Source organism: Faecalibacterium taiwanense, assembly GCF_036632915.2.
GTDB lineage: Bacteria > Bacillota > Clostridia > Oscillospirales > Ruminococcaceae > Faecalibacterium > Faecalibacterium taiwanense.
In genome coordinates this window covers 821,179-837,439 of the sequence record NZ_CP155552.1, presented here as the reverse complement: position 1 = coordinate 837,439, position 16,261 = coordinate 821,179, and the positions used below count along the sequence as shown (strand labels likewise).

Annotated in this window: 13 protein-coding genes and 1 pseudogene; 2 read left to right on the top strand and 12 right to left on the bottom strand. The window is 55.4% G+C overall.

Translation table 11 applies throughout. From position 1 onward, the window contains the following. Positions 1-23 precede the first annotated feature (23 nt). From PXT33_RS04090 to PXT33_RS04045, 10 genes and pseudogenes are all read right to left on the bottom strand, one after another. Positions 24-533: a ferritin gene (locus PXT33_RS04090; RefSeq protein ID WP_015536768.1), complete on the bottom strand. Its 510-nt coding sequence runs from the start codon at positions 531-533 to the stop codon at positions 24-26. A gap of 568 nt (positions 534-1,101) precedes the next feature. Then, positions 1,102-2,031 carry a thioredoxin-disulfide reductase gene (gene trxB / locus PXT33_RS04085; RefSeq protein ID WP_227621491.1) on the bottom strand — a complete coding sequence of 310 codons (930 nt, stop codon included), beginning with the start codon at positions 2,029-2,031 and terminating at the stop codon, positions 1,102-1,104. A gap of 14 nt (positions 2,032-2,045) precedes the next feature. After that, a complete protein-coding gene (gene trxA / locus PXT33_RS04080; RefSeq protein ID WP_154261239.1) occupies positions 2,046-2,369 on the bottom strand; it encodes a thioredoxin in 324 nt (107 codons plus the stop codon). A gap of 161 nt (positions 2,370-2,530) precedes the next feature. Beyond that, positions 2,531-3,711 (bottom strand): annotated as a pseudogene (locus PXT33_RS04075) (FprA family A-type flavoprotein). Positions 3,712-3,839: 128 nt separating this feature from the next. Continuing rightward, positions 3,840-4,703, bottom strand: coding sequence for a nitroreductase family protein (locus PXT33_RS04070; protein WP_332375999.1), 864 nt, complete (start codon positions 4,701-4,703; stop codon positions 3,840-3,842). Positions 4,704-4,737: 34 nt separating this feature from the next. After that, entirely contained in the window at positions 4,738-5,781 is a 1,044-nt protein-coding gene (locus PXT33_RS04065; protein WP_005946381.1) for a ribonucleotide-diphosphate reductase subunit beta, read from the bottom strand. Between the two features lie 10 nt (positions 5,782-5,791). After that, entirely contained in the window at positions 5,792-8,308 is a 2,517-nt protein-coding gene (locus tag PXT33_RS04060) for a ribonucleoside-diphosphate reductase subunit alpha (RefSeq protein ID WP_332375998.1), read from the bottom strand. Positions 8,309-8,473: 165 nt separating this feature from the next. Continuing rightward, positions 8,474-9,685, bottom strand: coding sequence for an FprA family A-type flavoprotein (locus PXT33_RS04055; RefSeq protein ID WP_005946385.1), 1,212 nt, complete (start codon positions 9,683-9,685; stop codon positions 8,474-8,476). A 23-nt stretch (positions 9,686-9,708) separates the two neighbouring features. After that, the gene (locus PXT33_RS04050; protein WP_005946387.1) at positions 9,709-11,622 is read right to left on the bottom strand and encodes an acyl-CoA dehydrogenase family protein; all 1,914 of its coding nucleotides are present in this window, start codon (positions 11,620-11,622) and stop codon (positions 9,709-9,711) included. Between the two features lie 22 nt (positions 11,623-11,644). Then, positions 11,645-12,076, bottom strand: coding sequence for an Rrf2 family transcriptional regulator (locus tag PXT33_RS04045; RefSeq protein ID WP_044954298.1), 432 nt, complete (start codon positions 12,074-12,076; stop codon positions 11,645-11,647). Positions 12,077-12,555: 479 nt separating this feature from the next. On the opposite strand from PXT33_RS04045, the gene PXT33_RS04040 reads away from it, so the two are divergent. After that, on the top strand, positions 12,556-13,635 hold the full coding sequence (locus PXT33_RS04040; RefSeq protein WP_154261245.1) for a GGDEF domain-containing protein: 1,080 nt from the start codon (positions 12,556-12,558) through the stop codon (positions 13,633-13,635). A 658-nt stretch (positions 13,636-14,293) separates the two neighbouring features. Further along, the gene (locus PXT33_RS04035; protein ID WP_243112049.1) at positions 14,294-14,584 is read left to right on the top strand and encodes a hypothetical protein; all 291 of its coding nucleotides are present in this window, start codon (positions 14,294-14,296) and stop codon (positions 14,582-14,584) included. Positions 14,585-14,827: 243 nt separating this feature from the next. Here PXT33_RS04035 and PXT33_RS04030 read toward each other — a convergent pair whose 3' ends face one another. Together PXT33_RS04030 and PXT33_RS04025 are read right to left on the bottom strand one after the other, a co-directional pair. Then, positions 14,828-15,616: a DUF975 family protein gene (locus PXT33_RS04030; RefSeq protein ID WP_207699151.1), complete on the bottom strand. Its 789-nt coding sequence runs from the start codon at positions 15,614-15,616 to the stop codon at positions 14,828-14,830. A gap of 191 nt (positions 15,617-15,807) precedes the next feature. Beyond that, positions 15,808-16,143 (bottom strand): hypothetical protein, encoded by a 336-nt coding sequence (locus PXT33_RS04025; RefSeq protein WP_207699150.1) that lies wholly within the window; start codon positions 16,141-16,143, stop codon positions 15,808-15,810. Positions 16,144-16,261 lie beyond the last annotated feature (118 nt).

Below are 16,261 nucleotides of genomic sequence, written 5' to 3'. Positions count from 1 at the left end.
GAAATCCCGCAGACACGCGGGGCTTACAGCACCAGCGAGGGCGCGGTGTAGACCCGTGCCTTCAGCTCGCTGTTTAGCATATACAGCCCCTTGCTGTCACCGCCGAACAGATCCATCTTGGTAATAAGGTCAGCGGCGTTCTTCTCCTCCTCACCCTGTTCCTTGATGAACCAGTCCAGCATCTGCATGGTGCGGAAGTCCCTGACCTCGTATGCGGCGGCGTAGATGGCATTGATGCTGGCGGTGACCAGCATCTCGTGTTCCAGTGCTCTTTTCAGCGGGGCCATGTGGTCGCCTCGTTCCCACTCCGGCTTTGCGATAGCCTCAAAGGTGACGCCCTCGCCGTTATTCTGCAAATACTGACAAAACAGCATGGCGTGATCCCGTTCCTCCTGCGCCTGTACCCGGTACCAGTTCTCAAAGCCGTCCAGTCCGACGGCGGCGTAGTAGTTGGCAAAGTCCAGATACAGATAGGCGGAGTAGAACTCCTTATTGATCTGCTCGTTGAGCAGAAGAGATACGTTAGCGTTCATGATACTTCTCCTCCATAAGATTGTCTTTTCCTGCTCCCGGCATGGGGGCAGATATACCGTACCCAGAGCGATGCTGGGATGCTCCCTTTTCATCTTCAGGAACACCTGCTCCGCCTTGGGATACTGCTGCAGCTCCGTTACGGCGGCCAATATCTCCTCTGCGTATTTTGGCATACCGCCAACTCTCCAAATGCAAGAATGAATCTTATTATTTTGCTTTTATTATACCTATATTTTTTTCTCTGTCAACAACCACAAAGGGCTTGTGCTCCAAAAGCTGCCTCGAAGCCGATTTTCTCAAATTATGTGACGCCGTCACAGTAAAACCGCTTGTCACGCGGTAATACTACGCATAAAAACACAGCCGCAGAGTACATCTGCGGCTGTGTTTTGTGTTCAGTTGCTCACTGTTGCGTGGACTGGATATGGAGAGACAACATATCTCCCGATCTTACATGGGTTATCTTATCTGCCATCACTCTGGCAGTTTGCCTTGCAGATATGTCGGCATCCCCACTGCGGTCGTATCCGGCCTGACCTTAAACATGGCTTTTTCAATCTACCTCCCTTATCGGTTTTCCGCGATATATTTCTCCGCCATGTGGACTGCCACCGCGCCGTCCGCCACGGCGGTGACCACCTGACGGAGGGGCTTCGTCCGCACGTCGCCCACGGCGTAAACGCCGGGAATACTGGTTTCCGTGGTCTCTCCGGCCACGATATAGCCGCCGCCGTCCAGCGCCAGTTGACCCACCGCCAGCGCCGTGGCGGGCTGTCGGCCCACGCTGACAAATACGCCGTCGCAGTCCACCACGCTTTCCTCACCGGTGACGGTGTCCCGCAGGCGGACGCCGGTCAGCCTGTCCCCGGAAAGCAGCGCGGAAACGACGCTGTTCCAACGGAATTCCACGTTTTCGGCCTGTGACAGCGACTCGTGATAGATCTTGGTGGCCCGCAGGGTGTCTCTGCGGTGGACGAGGATCACTTTTTTCGCCACGCGGCTGAGAAGGAGGGCATCTGCCGCGGCGGAATTGCCGCCGCCCACCACGACCACCGTTTTGCCCTTGTAAAACATCCCGTCGCAGGCGGCGCAGTAGGCCACGCCCCGGCCCAACAGCTCAGTCTCTCCGGCAACGCCCAGCGTTCTGGGGTCCGCACCGGTGGCCAGCACCACGGTTTTCCCCAGGAAGATCCCCTCGCTGGTCTCCACGAGCTTGGGAACCGCCGTCAGATCCATGCGGAGGACTTCTGCGTATTCGCTGCGTGCCCCGAAGCGCTCCGCCTGCTTTTGCATCTTCTCCGCCAGAGAGAAGCCGTCGATCCCGTCCTCAAAGCCGGGATAGTTGTCGATCTGCTCGGTCAGGGCCATCTGCCCACCGGCGGACAGTTTTTCCAGCACGATGGTGTCCAGCCCCGCCCGTGCCGCGTACAGGGCGGCGGTGTAGCCGCCCGGGCCGCCGCCCACCACGAGCATATCATAAACATGATTGTTGTTCATATCTGAACCCTCCGTTATTTCGCCAAGGCTTCCTGAATGAAACGGTCGATTTCTGCCTTTGAGCCGGGCGCGGTGATGGAATCCACGGCCTTTCCGTTCCGGTACAGCACCAGAGTTGGGATGTCCTCGATCCCCTCGGCCCCCGCCAGCCGCGGCTCCTCGTCAATGTTGATCTTGCCGACGGCGAGGCTGTCCGCGTATTCCTCTCCGATCTTCTCATACGCGGGGCCGATCCTCCGGCAGTAGCCGCACCAGGGCGCCCAGAAATCCACCAAAACGGGCTTTTCCTCCCGGATCGCCTGCTCAAACTGCTCCTGATTCATGTTCATAGCTGCCATATCTGCCAGCTCCTTTCCTTTGTTTGGGTATTCTCAAGACTCCGGTCTCGCCCCACACCACATCGTGACCTCAACCTGAGATGACGGTACTCTGCCCTTGGGACATAAAGCAGATGAGTAAGACCATCATCTGTACGAGAATAGCTGCGGTTTGTTGCAGCTTATTCTGCGCAGAGCTCAGCCACCAGAGCGTCCATCTGCGCTTCGCTGGTTTGGTTCAATGCACCACGCAGAGACACTACCGTTTCGTAAAGGTGGATATCCTTCATCTCCTCCAATTTGGTGCGCATCAGCCGCGCGGCAGCAGGTGCCCAAGAGCCGTCTTCAATAAGGCCAACCCGGCGGTTTCGGAATCCCTTTGTCCGTAAATGTTCCAAAAACTCCCTCATGGGCGGAAACAGTCCTCCGTCATAGGTGGAGCTGGCTAAAACCAACTTCCCGCAGTAGAATGCACTGGCAACAGCGTAGGAAAGGTCTGTTGCCGTCAGATCGCATATGGTGACTTGCGCACCTTTGCCCTCCAGCTTGCTCTTGAGGGTCTTCGCCGCATGGGCAGTATTTCCATGGATCGATGCGTGAGCGATCAGGATGCCCTCCGGTTCTTCCGGTTTCCATTGTGACCAGAGATCATAGAGCCGCAGATACTCCCCAAGTCCTTCTGTGAGCATGGGGCCATGGAGCGGGCAGATCGTTTTGATCTCCAGCGCGGAGATTTTTTCAGCAGAGCCTGCACCTGTGCGCCATATTTCCCGATAATATTGTAATAATACCGTCGGGCCTGCGGCACCCAGGGGGCACGGGCAGTCCGTTCCAGTGAGCCAAAGCGTCCGAAGGCATCCGCCGAGAACAGGATTTTTTCCGTTTCCTCATACGCCGTCATCACCTCCGGCCAGTGTACCATCGGCGCCAGCAGAAAGCGCAGCCGGTGCAAACCCAAGGAAAGCGTATCTCTTTCGCCAACCTCCAGCATACGGTCTTCCGACAATGCACCTGTGCCGAAGAACTGCTTGATCAGGGTAAATGTTTTCGCGTTTCCCACGATCTTCATCTCCGGGTACTTTTGTGCCAGCCGCATGAGGCTGCCGGAATGATCCGGCTCCATGTGTGTGACCACAAGATAGTCGGGGCTGCGCCCCTCCAACACCCGCGCCACATTGGAAAGCCATTCTTCCGTTGCCCGTGCGTCCACGCTGTCCATCACGGCAATCTTCTCATCCAGAATGACATAGGAGTTGTAGCTCACTCCCATAGGCTGGACGGGGTACTGGTTTTCAAAGAGTGCCAATGTGTTATCATCCACCCCTACATAGCGGATGGCATCTGTTACCGTTTGGATAGCCATATAAAAAATACCTCCTATTTTCCTTACTCAGACTCTGACTGATAGGTTCTTCTTTTCTAATGAAACATACGCTCAACCGCGGATCGGCGGTCGCGCATTTTACCGTTGCCTTGCTTCCCCCAGAGTCGTTACATGTGGTACACCGCAGCGGAGCGAAGTCCTTCCGGCAGGCCGTCGGGCGCAGCAGGTGAAAGTTCCCAGTGTACCTGCCCCGCCCACTGGGAGGCGACAGCGGAGAAGTGGAGCATGACAATACCGAGATCCAATGCGGCATCCAAATTATCGGTGTAGGCATCCTCCTGCTGCACCAAATAGATGCTGTGATCCTGCACAAGGAAGCCATAGGGCTGACGGTTGAGATAGCTGGGGGAGAGCGAAGCGGCGTAGAAGGACTGCCAGAGCATATCGTCGTAGAAGTCCATCATCTCGTCAAGCCCAGACTTGTTGCTCCAGCTCCCCATGTGAACCAAATCATGCACGCCCTTTTTGGGCGCGTAGTACTGCTGCTCGGCCCGCACATCGATCTGAGACATACTTAGGATATTCAGCCGCAGCTTTTTTGCGGTCTTTTCCCCGTAGCCAAAGGCAACGATTGCCGCCACCTCTAACGGGGTGGCGAGAGACAGTGCCTTTTTGATTTTGTCGCTGTCGGTGAAGGTCATCCAGCAGGTGTCAATGTCCAACTCAGTCAGCTTGAGGACGAGATCTTCCATCATGTAGCCGGCGTTGATGGCCGCATAGGAATGCGGGGCAGACATAAGGAGCAGGTAGTGCGGTGCTCCGATGAGAAATTGATTATAGCCCGCTGAGCTCTCCAGCGCCGGCTGTGCATCCTTGTCCAAGACGATCAACTCCGTTGCAATCTCCGGGACAAGACGGGGGCAGGTCTTTTCATAGTAGGATCGGAGCTGGCCGATAGCCTCGCTCGGAACTTCCTTTTCGCAGAATGCGTGAACGGATCTGCGATTTTGGATCATAGCGCTGTAATTCATAGTAGTATCTCCTATTCTGATGTCTTTGGTTTTCTTATAAATCGTCTATCAGTGCGGTGCTCTTGGCGTAGGCGGTACTGCGTGCCTCAAAGAAATCGGTCTTGACCATGTTGGCGTCGGCGTACTGGCTGACCCATTCCATGCTCTCCGGTTCGCTCTCAAAGCCTGGATACAATGCGGGATAGCCAAGGCTCGTCCAGCGGAGGTTGCCGAGATAGCGGATGTAATCGCTGATCATCTGCCGGTTCAGCCCCGGGATGTCGTCGCCGATTACATAATGCCCCCATGCGATCTCCTGCTCCACGCCCTCACGCATCATCTCGCGCAGCGCTTGTACGCTCTCGGCGGTGAACAACTCCGGCTGCTCCTTTTGCAGCTCCGTGATGATATTGCGGAACAGCCACAAGTGCGTGTTCTCATCGCGGTTTATGTAGCGAATCTCCTGCGCCGAGCCGGGCATCTTCCCGTTTCGGGAGAGATTGTAGAAGAACATAAAGCCGCTGTAAAAATAGATGCCCTCCAAAATATAGTTTGCCATCATCACGCGCAGCAGCGTGGGAGCGTCCTTCCGCTCCTGAAACTCGTTGTAGCAGTCCCCAATGAAGGTGTTGCGGCGCAGCAGATGCTCGTCCGTTTTCCATTGGTAGAGGATGTCATTGCGCTCCACGGGGGAACAGATGGTGTCGAGCATATAGCTGTAGCTCTGTGAGTGGACACACTCCTGAAACGCCTGAATGGACAGGCAGAGATTGACCTCGTTGGCGGTAATGTAGGCGCCGATATTAGGCAGGTTCGCTGTCTGAATGGAATCCAAAAAGACAAGAAAACTCAGAATTTTATCGTAGGCGCTGCGCTCGGCTGACAGCAGGCGGGGATAGTCCTTCACATCCTGCGAGAGATTGATCTCCTCAGGGATCCAAAAGTTGTTCATGGCCTGCCGGTACCAGTCGCTGACCCAAGCGTACTTCATATTGTTGAAGTCGTTGAGGTTTGTGGTATTGCCGCCGATCATGCGCCGCAGGCGCACATCAGGGTCGCCCTCCGGGTTAAAGAGGGGCTTTTTCTTCAGTTCCGTCATGCTATCCTCCTTATGACGAGCAGCTTTCGCAGGACTCGACCTCAAGGGCCTTGCTGCGGACATAGTAAATGGTCTTGACGCCGGCCCTCCACGCCTCCAAATACAGTCTGAGCACCTGACGCATGGAATAGTCGTTGGTGATATAGAGATTCATGCTCTGCGCCTGGTCAATATGTCTCTGGCGAAGGCCCGCGGCGCGTACCGACCAGCTTTGGTCGATTAGATGCGCTGCCTTATAGTACCACCATGTGTCCATAGAAAGCTCCGGAGCAACGCGGGGCAGCATGCTGCCCTTTTTTTCCTCTAAAAAGAATTTCTTCATAATTGGATCTATGCCCGCCGACGTGCCGGAGAGGATAGATGTGCTGGAGGTCGGTGCGACCGCCAGCAGATAGGCGTTGCGCATTCCCTGCACCGCCACCGTTTTCGCAAGCGCCCGCCACTTTTCGGAGGTATAACCCCGCTTTTCAAAATACGCGCCCGTCTGCCAGTCGCTGCCTTCAAAGAGCGCGTAACGACTCTTTTCCCGTGCCAGAGCTGTGTCCGCCTTGACGGCGGCGTAGTTGATGAGCTCGAACACTGCGTCGGTGAAGGCAAGGTGCTCATCGCTCTCCCAGTGGATGCCGCGCTTTGCCAGCATGTGGTGGTAGCCGCTGACGCCCAGGCCGATGCTGCGGTACTTCTGATTGGTAAGCCGCGCGTATTCCAACGGGTAGAAGTTGAGGTCGATCACATTATCCAGTGCGCGGATGGCCGTTTCCACCGTGCGTTCCATATAGGCCTCGTCCTCCACCGGCAGATTACCGAGAGACAGACTCGCCAGATTGCAGACCACAAACTCACCTGGGCGTGTGGCCGTCACCACAATTGTGTCGCCGTTCTCCGTGTGCACCTCAGTGCTGATGTGCTCGATGGGTGCCATGTTCTGCGCGATCTCCGTACAGAGATTGGAGCAATAGATCATTCCCGTGTGGCCGTTTGGGTTCATATGATTTACACTGTCGCGATTGAAAGCGAAGGGTGTGCCGGTCTCCACTGCCGAGCGAAGCACCAGCCGCACGATGTCCTTGACGGTGACGCTGCGCTTTTCGATGCGCGGGTCATTGACGCAGTCCAGATACCGCTTCTCCCATTCTGTACCCCAGTAATCCTCCAGTGCGTAGCCCTTGACCGTGAGGATCTCATGCGGACACATGAGATGCCACGGCGCGTCTATGTTCTCCTCCGCCAGTCGCCAGAAGAGATCCGGATAGCACACGGCGGGAAACACATCATGTGCCTTCATGCGGTCGTCGCCGTTGTTGGTGCGCAGTTGAAGGAATTCCGGCAGATCCCGGTGCCATGCGTCTAAGTAAACCGCCACAGCGCCCTGCCGCATCCCCAACTGATCCACCGCCACGGCGGTGTCGTTGACCAGCCGGATCCAGCGGATAACACCGCCCGCCGCCCCTTGAAAGCCGCGGATGGTGCTGCCTGCAGCGCGCACCTTACCGAAGTACATCCCCATTCCACCGCCGAATTTAGAGACCTTTGCGAAGTTGTCCAGAGAGCGGTAGATGCCGTCCAGACTGTCCGGCACAGTGTCCACAAAGCAGCTTGAAAGCTGATGGTAGGGCTTTCGTGCGTTGGACATGGTAGGTGTCGCCATTGTGACCTCCATACGGCTGAGCATATCGTAAAAGCGTTTTACCCACCCCATGCGGTCAGAGCCTTCGTTCATAGCAAGATGCAGCGCGATACCCAAAAACATCTCCTGCGGTGTTTCCAGCGGCACGCGGCTGCGTGACTGGATCACATAGCGTTTGAGCAGCAGGTCAAGGCCGGAGTAGGTGAACAGCTCGTCCCGTTCCGGGCAGAGAAAGTCCTCCGCCATGGCAATCTCCTCGTGGGTATAGTGGGCAAGGATATAGTCACCGTAGAGTCCCTTATCCGTCAGATAGCGAAGCTTGCCATAGAGGTCGCAGACGCCGCGCCCCTCCCATTCCTGTGCGTTGCGACAGCGAAAGGAGTGGTTCAGAAGCCGCGCCGCGATGAACTCCCACTTGGGTGCCTCTGCCGTAGTCAGCTCTACCGCCGCCTTGGTCAGTGCCTCAGCCCGCTCATCCTCCGTCATGCCCAGACGACAGAAACTCTCAAACTTCATTTGAAGCGCCGCGAGGGAGTAGACTTCCTCGGTAAAATCCATCTGGATGCGGCGCAGCACCTCGTCAAGCGAGTCATCCCCCACCGTCCGCGCGATGGTATGCCGGACACGGCGCAGCGCAGACCGCTTTTCGCGGTAGAGGATGTACGCCTTGGCCACCTCATAGTGTCCGCGCTCCATGAGCGTTCGCTCCACCTCGTCCTGCACACGTTCTACGGTGAGCGGCACTGTGACGGAGAGATTGTTGAGAACGGTGGCGAGGATCTCATCCATCTCTCTGCTCCCGATCTCCTTGCCCTGTCCGTCAAACGCCTTTTTCATGGCGTTGAAAATTTTCTCCTGTTGAAAGGGAACAGACTCCCCGTTTCGTTTTCTGATCTCCATTTCGATCCTCTCATCTTCTCCGGTCACTTCTCATGTCCTTTTGGGCAAAGAGCGGGCAAGCGCAGTATCACGCTTGCCCGCTCTGTTTTTGAAAGCCGGTTTTTCTGCAGCCGACGCGGCAGGGCTGTTTGTTGTCTGTTGTCTTGGTTTTGGCTTTCCTGCCAGTTATTTCATAGATTCCAGAATGGCGTCCGCCAGTGCTTCCAGCTCAGTGCGCTTGTCCGTGCCCATGGACGAGGCGAGGCTGAGCCGCTCGTTGAGCACCGTCATGTTCTTAAGCTCATTGTTGACGAATTTCTGCATGAGGTCACCGGACTTCACCGCCCATGAGCCGTTTTCAATGATGGCAAAGGTGCGGTTTTGCAGATTCAGTGCCTTCATATCCATGAGGAAGTCATGCATGGCAGGGTAGATGCCGAGGTTGTAGGTCACAGAGGCCAGGACAATGTGACTGTACTTAAACGCCTCGGAGATCAGCTGGGAGACATGAGTGGAGGACACATCGTACATCGCCACCTTGCTCATGCCCTTATCGCAGAGCGACGTCGCCAGCGCCTGCGCCGCGTTCTCCGTGTTGCCGTACATAGAGGCGTAGACGATGAGCACGCCCTGGGTCTCAGGGGCATAGCGGCTCCATGTGTCGTACTTTTCAATGAACCAGCCCAGATCCTTGCGCCACACGGGGCCGTGGAGCGGGCAGATGTACTTGATCTGATCCAAAACGCCGCCGGCCTTTTTCAGCAGGAGCTGGATGTGGGGGCCGTACTTGCCCACGATGTTGGTAAGGTAGCGACGGGCGTCGTCCAGCCAGTCCCGCTCGAAGTCCACCTCGTCGGCGAACAGCTTGCCGTCCAGCGCTCCGAAGGTGCCGAAGGCGTCGGCGGAAAAGAGGACGCCGTCGGTGACGTCGAGGGTCACCATGGCCTCCGGCCAGTGAACCATAGGCGCGCCCACAAAGGTGACGGTGTGTTTGCCGAAGGAGAAGGTGTCGCCCTCCTTCACCTCGATGCACTCATGTCCGTCCACATGGAAGCCGAACTGCCGCATGAGCATGAATGCCTTCTCGTTGGAGATCAATTTCACCTTGGGATGGCGCAGCAGGATCTCCTCGATGCAGGCGGCGTGATCCGGCTCCAGATGGTTGACCAGCAGGTAGTCCAGCTCGCGGCCATCCAGCACATACGCCAGATTTTCCAAAAGCTGGCGGCAGGCAGACCAGTCCACCGTGTCAAAGAGCACCGTCTTTTCATCCAGCAGGCAGTAGGCGTTGTAGCTTACGCCCCGGGGAATGGGAAAGCAGTTTTCAAACAGGGCCAGGCGATGGTCGTTGGCGCCCACCCAGTAGAGGTCGTTCGTTACTTTACGCACGCAATACATCTTATCTTGCCTCCTTCACGGCCTCAAGCCTTTACAAATTGATCCTTCGTCTCCGCGCACTCGGGACACACCCACTCGGCGGGAAGCTGCTCAAAGAGCGTACCGGGCGCGATCTCGCCGTCCTCGTCGCCCAACTCCGGCACATACTCGTAGCCGCAGCCGCTGCAGACGTAGCGGTCGCCGATGGGGGCGGGCTTCGGCGGCGTGGGTCGCTTCATCTTTACCATGGGCGGCGCGGGCAGCTTTTCGCCGCTATCCAGCGCGGCAGTGAGCAGGGGCAGGATCTCCTCCACATCGCCCACGATGCCGTAGTCGCAATTCTTGAAGATAGGCGCGTTACCGTTCTTATTGATGGCCACGATGGTGGAGGCGTCCTTGATGCCCTTAAGGTGCTGGGATGCGCCGGAGATGCCGCAGGCGATGTACAGATTGCCGGTGAACTTCTGACCGGACATACCCACATAGCGGTTCAGCGGCAGATATTTGAGAGTCTCCGCCACAGGGCGGGAAGAACCGATGGCCGCGCCGGCGGCCTTGGCCAGCGACTCTACCAGTTTCATGTTCTTTTTCTCCCCGATGCCCTTGCCCGCGGAGACCACCCGTTCCGCCTGCGGGATGGGCGTATCCATAGGGATGCCCACGGAGAAGTCGTGACCATCCTTCTTCAGCGCCGCCACAAGGTCGGCCACCTGCTGGGCAGCATCCCCCTCCCGGAAGATGGTCTTTTTGCGAATGCCGGTGATGGGCGCGGGTTTCTTGGCCGCCGAACGGCTCTCGCCGCCGGAGCTCTTGCCCAGCCTGCCCAACAGATGAGAGGCGATGACCACCCGCTGGATCTCGTTAGTGCCCTCGTAGAGGGTGGTGATCTTGGCGTCGCGGTAGGCCCGTTCCACCTCCATGCCCTTGAGGTAGCCGCTGCCGCCGTGGATCTGCAAGGCATCATTGGTGACCTCCAGCGCGATGTCCGAGGCGTACATCTTCGCCATGGCGGACTCCATGCCGTAAGGCGCGTGCTGCTCCTTCAGCTCCGCCGCGGAGTAGATGAGGAACCGGGCGCAGCGCAGCTTGGTTGCCATATCCGCCAGCTTGAAGGCGATGCTCTGCTGGGCCGCGATGGGCTTGCCGAACTGGACACGCTCCTTGGAATAGCTCAACGCGTGCTCAAACGCGCCCTGGGCGATGCCCAGCGCCTGCGCGGCGATGCCGATGCGTCCGCCGTCCAGCGTGGACATGGCAATCTTGAAGCCCTCGCCCTCCTTGCCCAATAGGTTTTCCTTGGGAACCTTCACGTTGTTGAAGATCAGCTCCGCCGTGGAGGAGGAGCGAATACCCATCTTGTCATAGTGGTCGCCGAACTCAAAGCCCTTCCAGCCCTTCTCCACGATGAAAGCGGAGATGCCCCGGGTGCCGATGTCCGGCGTGGTGACGGCGAAAACCACATAGGTGTCCGCCTTAGGGGCGTTGGTAATGAAGATCTTGCCGCCGTTGAGGAGGTAGTAGTCCCCCTTATCCAGCGCCGTGGTCTCCGTGCCGCCGGCGTCGGATCCGGCGTTGGTCTCCGTAAGGCCGAAGGCGCCGATCTTCTCGCCCTTGGCCAGCGGAACCAGATATTTCTTCTTCTGCTCCTCGGTGCCATAGGCGAAAATGGGCCATGAGCCGAGGGAGACGTGGGCGGAGAGGATTACGCCCGTGCCGCCGTCCACACGGGCCAGCTCCTCCACCGCGATGGCGTAGCTCAGAGCATCAAGACCGGCACCGCCGTACTCCTTGGGGTAGGGAATGCCCATCCAGCCCAGCTTACCCAGCTTCTTGACAGCCTCCTCGGGAAACTCATTGTTCTGATCCATTAAAAATGCGAGTGGCTTGATCTCCTCCTCCGCAAAACTCCGGATCTTCGCGCGCAGCTCTTCGTGCGCCGACGTGGTTTGAAACAGCATACGGGTACCTCCTTTTAAAATTTTACAGCTTGCTTGTATCTTGGGGATCGGATCCGCCGGTCAGCAGCCTGCGCAGGCTCACGGCACGGAACGCCTCGTCCTGCTTTTGCTGCAAGGCCGCCAGCTGACAGTGGATGGCGCACCGCCCATGCTTGTCATGCCAGCGGCATTCATATCCCGGCTCCATGCAGGCGCACAGGATGCCCCGCTCCCCCACGACCACCATGAGATCGTAGAGGGAGGTCGCGTCCAGATCGCAGGACAGCTCGCAGCCGCCGAGAGCGCCGCGGCTCACCCGCACCAAATTGCCGGCGGAGAGCTTGCGCAGAATCTGGTAGGCAAACTGATTGGGGATCAATTCCGTTTCCGACATCTCGGCCACCGAATGCTTCTCCCCGTCCAGCAGCACCCGCAAAATGCGCAGCGCGTAGTCCGTCTCTTTGGTGATGATCATGCTCCACATCCTCTTTTCGCTTGCTTGTTAATACTATCATATCAATCTTGATAAATTTTGTCAAGATTATTTCAAAAAAAATATTGCTTTCATACAGACCGCCCCAGCCCGGGTCAGCTTCGCTTTCCATTCAGCGAAAAGCCATGTTCCTTACAATTATAGAAGCCGAAAAAGCTGTGCCATGGCAGTCCGCCGAAAGCAGAAAAGACTATGACTGAAAACCAGAAAGCGGAGAAATTGGTTGGGGCTCGCAGGGGTCGCCCATCCAAGGCGGATGAGGCGATCCCTGACAAGCCTAAGCCATCCAACCGAAACAAGCAATAAAGTGCGTGCTTTTCATTTTATTCATGCCGATCATTCTTGGGAGACAGTAGAAAAATTTCCATTGTTATTGACATGATGTGCGTTACAGAGTAAAGTATTCATCAAGACTGATTCGCAATAAAGAATATCATGGTCGTTCCGTGATCGAGGTCGTTATGATAAAAGGAAATGTAAAAATAGATCGCAAAAATCTCATCAGCATCCTGCAAAGCTGCCTTGTGCTGATTTTGGTGATCCTTGTCGCTCTGATGATGGTCGAGATCGGCAACCTGAAGGGCACGGCCCGCGTCATCAATTATGCCGGGCTGGTGCGCGGAGACACGCAGCGGGCGGTAAAGCTGGAGATCACAGGCACCCGAAACGATGAGTTGATCGCGTATTTAGACGATATTTTAAGCGATCTGACATCCGGGGATGGGCACTACGAATTGGTAAAGCTCAAGGACGCGGCCTATCAGGAAAGGCTGGACATCCAGAGTGCCTACTGGGAGCGGCTCAAGGCGGAGGTCGCGGCGGCCAGACAGCGTGGATATGAGAACACCCAAATCGTTGCCATGAGCGAGACCTATTTTGAAATGGCGGACGAAACGGTGTCTGCCGCGGAACACTATTCAGAAAAGATCGCCATGAAGATCCGCACTATTGAGATCCTCTCGGCACTGGATATGCTGTGCCTGGTGATCCTGATCATGCTCCAGACCGCCATGGCACTGAAAATGGCCCGGAAAAACCAACTGCTGGAGCAGAAGGCATACATCGACATCCATACCGGCCTGCCCAACAAAGGCTCCTGCGAGGAGCTTCTCAACAACAGGGAAATTCTCCGGGAGCCTACGGCCTGCGTCATATTTGACCTGAACAATCTGAAAACCGTCAACGATACGAGGGGTCATTCGGCGGGTGACCAACTGATCCTGAGCTTTGCCCGGCTTTTACGCCGGGTGATCCCGGAAAAGCATTTCGTGGGCAGATACGGCGGCGACGAATTTATGGCGGTCATTTACCATACGGACCGGCAGGAGGTGGAGGGCATACTGGACAGTCTGCGCAGGGAAGCCGACGCTGCAAACCGTGACGGCAATCAGCTTCCTCTCAGCTACGCCTACGGTTGGGCGATCTCCGCCGATTATGAAGGCTGCATCATGCAAACGCTGCTGGACAAGGCCGACTATTGCATGTACGAAAATAAGCGAGCCTACTACGCTACCCACGACCGGAGAGCGCCCAGGTCATAAGGCTCTTTTCAAACGAAAAACAGCAAGAACGAATTCGTCGCCACTATTGCGAAAAAAGCCTGGCCTGACGAAGAAAGGACAGGGAGGCGGCACTGAACGTCCACGTCGCAGTTGTGATGGAGGTACTGAAGGCTGGTGGCAGCGTGCAGTTCATTAGCTTCGTTAGCTTTGAGGTGAAGGGGTGCGCTGCCCGATCTGCCGGTTCAATGGTTTGCTGTACAGGAAACTCACCAGCAGGTACTTTACGATGAACGCTGGGGCGAGGGGCGGACGACTATCTTCTTTGCTGCACAACTGCACCATTTTCTCATACACGGACGGTAGATCCAGCACTGCCTCACATTTCCGGAGGATGGTCTCCTGCTGCATTAGATACTCGATTAATCCGCCAAGCTGATCTGGCCATTGCTGTAACGATACATAGCTGCCCTCCAGGTACAAGGTTTTTGCTGGATTTTTTCCAGTTCTCTTGCTCCAATTATACCACAGATTGGCCTCTATAGATTGAAATATAAGGCTTTTTCTTTTATTCAGTGCATATTAAGTTAGGATGTGCAGTAGATGCTCCATTTTAGCGTTTATCTGGAGATTGCCAAAGGATAAATAGAAGCAGTATTATGATGAGCAGCTTGCCGCAGAAAAACAGCGCACCGAGCGGGTGACCAAGCGCATTTTGACCGAGGAAGAAATGTCGGCTCTGTCCGATCGGCTGATGCAGGTCACCAAGGGCATGACCATCACGGTGCGGTACTTCAAGGAGGATACCGCCCACCCGGAGATTCCCGCAGTGGGCAACTACGTCACCCTGACTGGCAAGGCAGACCGCATCGACCCGGTGTTCCGCACCTTGCAGGTGGGCGACACCGTAGTGCCCTTTGAAGATCTGGTGGAGGTCAGTGGGGAGGGTATCATGGAGATCGACCAATATCTCGGCATCTCCGAGGAATAAAAAACGCTGGGAGAAATCTCCCAGCGCAAGCAGCCCTAATCACGGTACCGATATGTGCCAAGCCAAAGCGGACCCAGCACCCACAACCAAGGCAGTGAAACCGTTCTCGTCACTTTTAATACCGTAAGCACCAGCGTTAAAGCAAATAAGAGGGTCATTGCAATTATTTCGGAACGGTCAGGTTTCTTCTCCATACGCAGATCACCTAGAAAGTCCGGTCACATCTGAGAAATAGTATAAAAGTCAGTATGCTTCATCCGGTTCGGTAGGTGCTGCGGTAATATCACGGTAGAAAGTGGCCCATGCAGCTTCCTCATAGGGGCGTACAAAAAAGAAGCCAATGCTCAATGGAATTGTCAGCAGGAGAAAAAGAGAAATCGCCATAGCCTCTGAACCGGTGAAATATTTGAGAACCAGAAAACCCCCGGCATACAGTGGCAACGAACAGAGCAGCTCCCAGCCAATGAAGCTGAAATCCAGACAGAACAGCCGCCATTTGTTGCCGTCCATAATCCGCCGGGATTCTGTGATCGCTTCATTTGCAGTCAACGAAGGATGCTCGGACATGATGTAAGGTGTCATCGCATAGCTGTATGTTTTCACGATTCCCGGAATCACCAACAGCAGCGACCAGAGGGCGATGTACAGACCCTGCAGGAATTTCATGCAGAAGCCATCCCACAGACGGTCTTTCTGAGAGAACAAGTCCGAGATGGCAGCATCCTTTCCATCTACAAGGTTCAGATTAAAATGAGCATATCCCAGTTGAACTGCACCGCCCACGATCAGTTGGAGGATTGCCCACAGACCAATGCCGACAAGCAAAACAGCAAGCAGCCGACCGCCGTTTGGCTGGGCGAACAGGTTAAAATGAATGTCCTTTGCCTGATTGGAATTGGAAACGACACTGTTGGAACTGCTCACAATGGTAGCACCGAGCGCACTGGCGGCAATACCTGTCAGAACAGCAGTTTTCCATTTTCCGCGCAGAGCATCGAGAGCGAGCATACGATAGTCGGCAGATATTTTCATAAAAGCAACCTCCTGTCTGAAAATGGCAAGTATGTGTGAAAAGGAATATGATATGCCACTTTAATTTAGATACGTTTGAAACGCTGAAAAAATTGCAGCATGAATGAAAAAGAGGCTGTTGCACCGGCTTTTATCCGTGTGCAACAGCCCCTTCCTTTACTTCAGCAGCTTGTCCAGTTCATCATATTGCATTACTGGAGCTTTGCAAGGATTTCTTCAGCCGTCATACCGCTGGCAAGCAGCTTCTTCAGCACATCTTCTGCTTCGCCCTTCTTTGCTTCTTCTGCTGCCTTTGCTTCGGCGGCAGCTTTTTTGTTTTCGGCTTTGGCAAGTTCCTTGGTGGCGGCTTTCAATTCTGCTTTCTTGGCTTTCAGCTGCGTCTTCAGATCATCGAGATTTGCAGTCAGCGCAGCAACCTCAGATTCGATTTTTTCCTTTTCGGCGGTCTTTTCTGCAACGACGGCTGCATAATCAACGTTGGCATTTACAATACGGGTCTTATTCTTGCTTCCCTTGGGTCTTGCCATAATAATTTCCTCCCATACAGTGAAATAATTTGATACTTACAAGTATATTCCAAATAGTCAGAATTGCAATAGGTAACCTGAGCTGTTTTCAACTGCTACTGTGCCACATCAGAAGGTA

Excerpts from the sequence above, each read along its gene's own strand:
- PXT33_RS04030 (WP_207699151.1), bottom strand. The coding sequence starts at position 15,616 with ATGAAAATATCTGCCGACTATCGTATGCTCGCTCTCGATGCTCTGCGC.
- PXT33_RS04065 (WP_005946381.1), bottom strand. The coding sequence starts at position 5,781 with ATGACGGAACTGAAGAAAAAGCCCCTCTTTAACCCGGAGGGCGACCCT.
- PXT33_RS04040 (WP_154261245.1), top strand. The coding sequence starts at position 12,556 with ATGATAAAAGGAAATGTAAAAATAGATCGCAAAAATCTCATCAGCATC.
- PXT33_RS04070 (WP_332375999.1), bottom strand. The coding sequence starts at position 4,703 with ATGAATTACAGCGCTATGATCCAAAATCGCAGATCCGTTCACGCATTC.
- PXT33_RS04045 (WP_044954298.1), bottom strand. The coding sequence starts at position 12,076 with ATGATCATCACCAAAGAGACGGACTACGCGCTGCGCATTTTGCGGGTG.
- trxA (WP_154261239.1), bottom strand. The coding sequence starts at position 2,369 with ATGGCAGCTATGAACATGAATCAGGAGCAGTTTGAGCAGGCGATCCGG.
- PXT33_RS04050 (WP_005946387.1), bottom strand. The coding sequence starts at position 11,622 with ATGCTGTTTCAAACCACGTCGGCGCACGAAGAGCTGCGCGCGAAGATC.
- PXT33_RS04055 (WP_005946385.1), bottom strand. The coding sequence starts at position 9,685 with ATGTATTGCGTGCGTAAAGTAACGAACGACCTCTACTGGGTGGGCGCC.
- trxB (WP_227621491.1), bottom strand. The coding sequence starts at position 2,031 with ATGAACAACAATCATGTTTATGATATGCTCGTGGTGGGCGGCGGCCCG.
- PXT33_RS04025 (WP_207699150.1), bottom strand. The coding sequence starts at position 16,143 with ATGGCAAGACCCAAGGGAAGCAAGAATAAGACCCGTATTGTAAATGCC.
- PXT33_RS04060 (WP_332375998.1), bottom strand. The coding sequence starts at position 8,308 with ATGGAGATCAGAAAACGAAACGGGGAGTCTGTTCCCTTTCAACAGGAG.
- PXT33_RS04090 (WP_015536768.1), bottom strand. The coding sequence starts at position 533 with ATGAACGCTAACGTATCTCTTCTGCTCAACGAGCAGATCAATAAGGAG.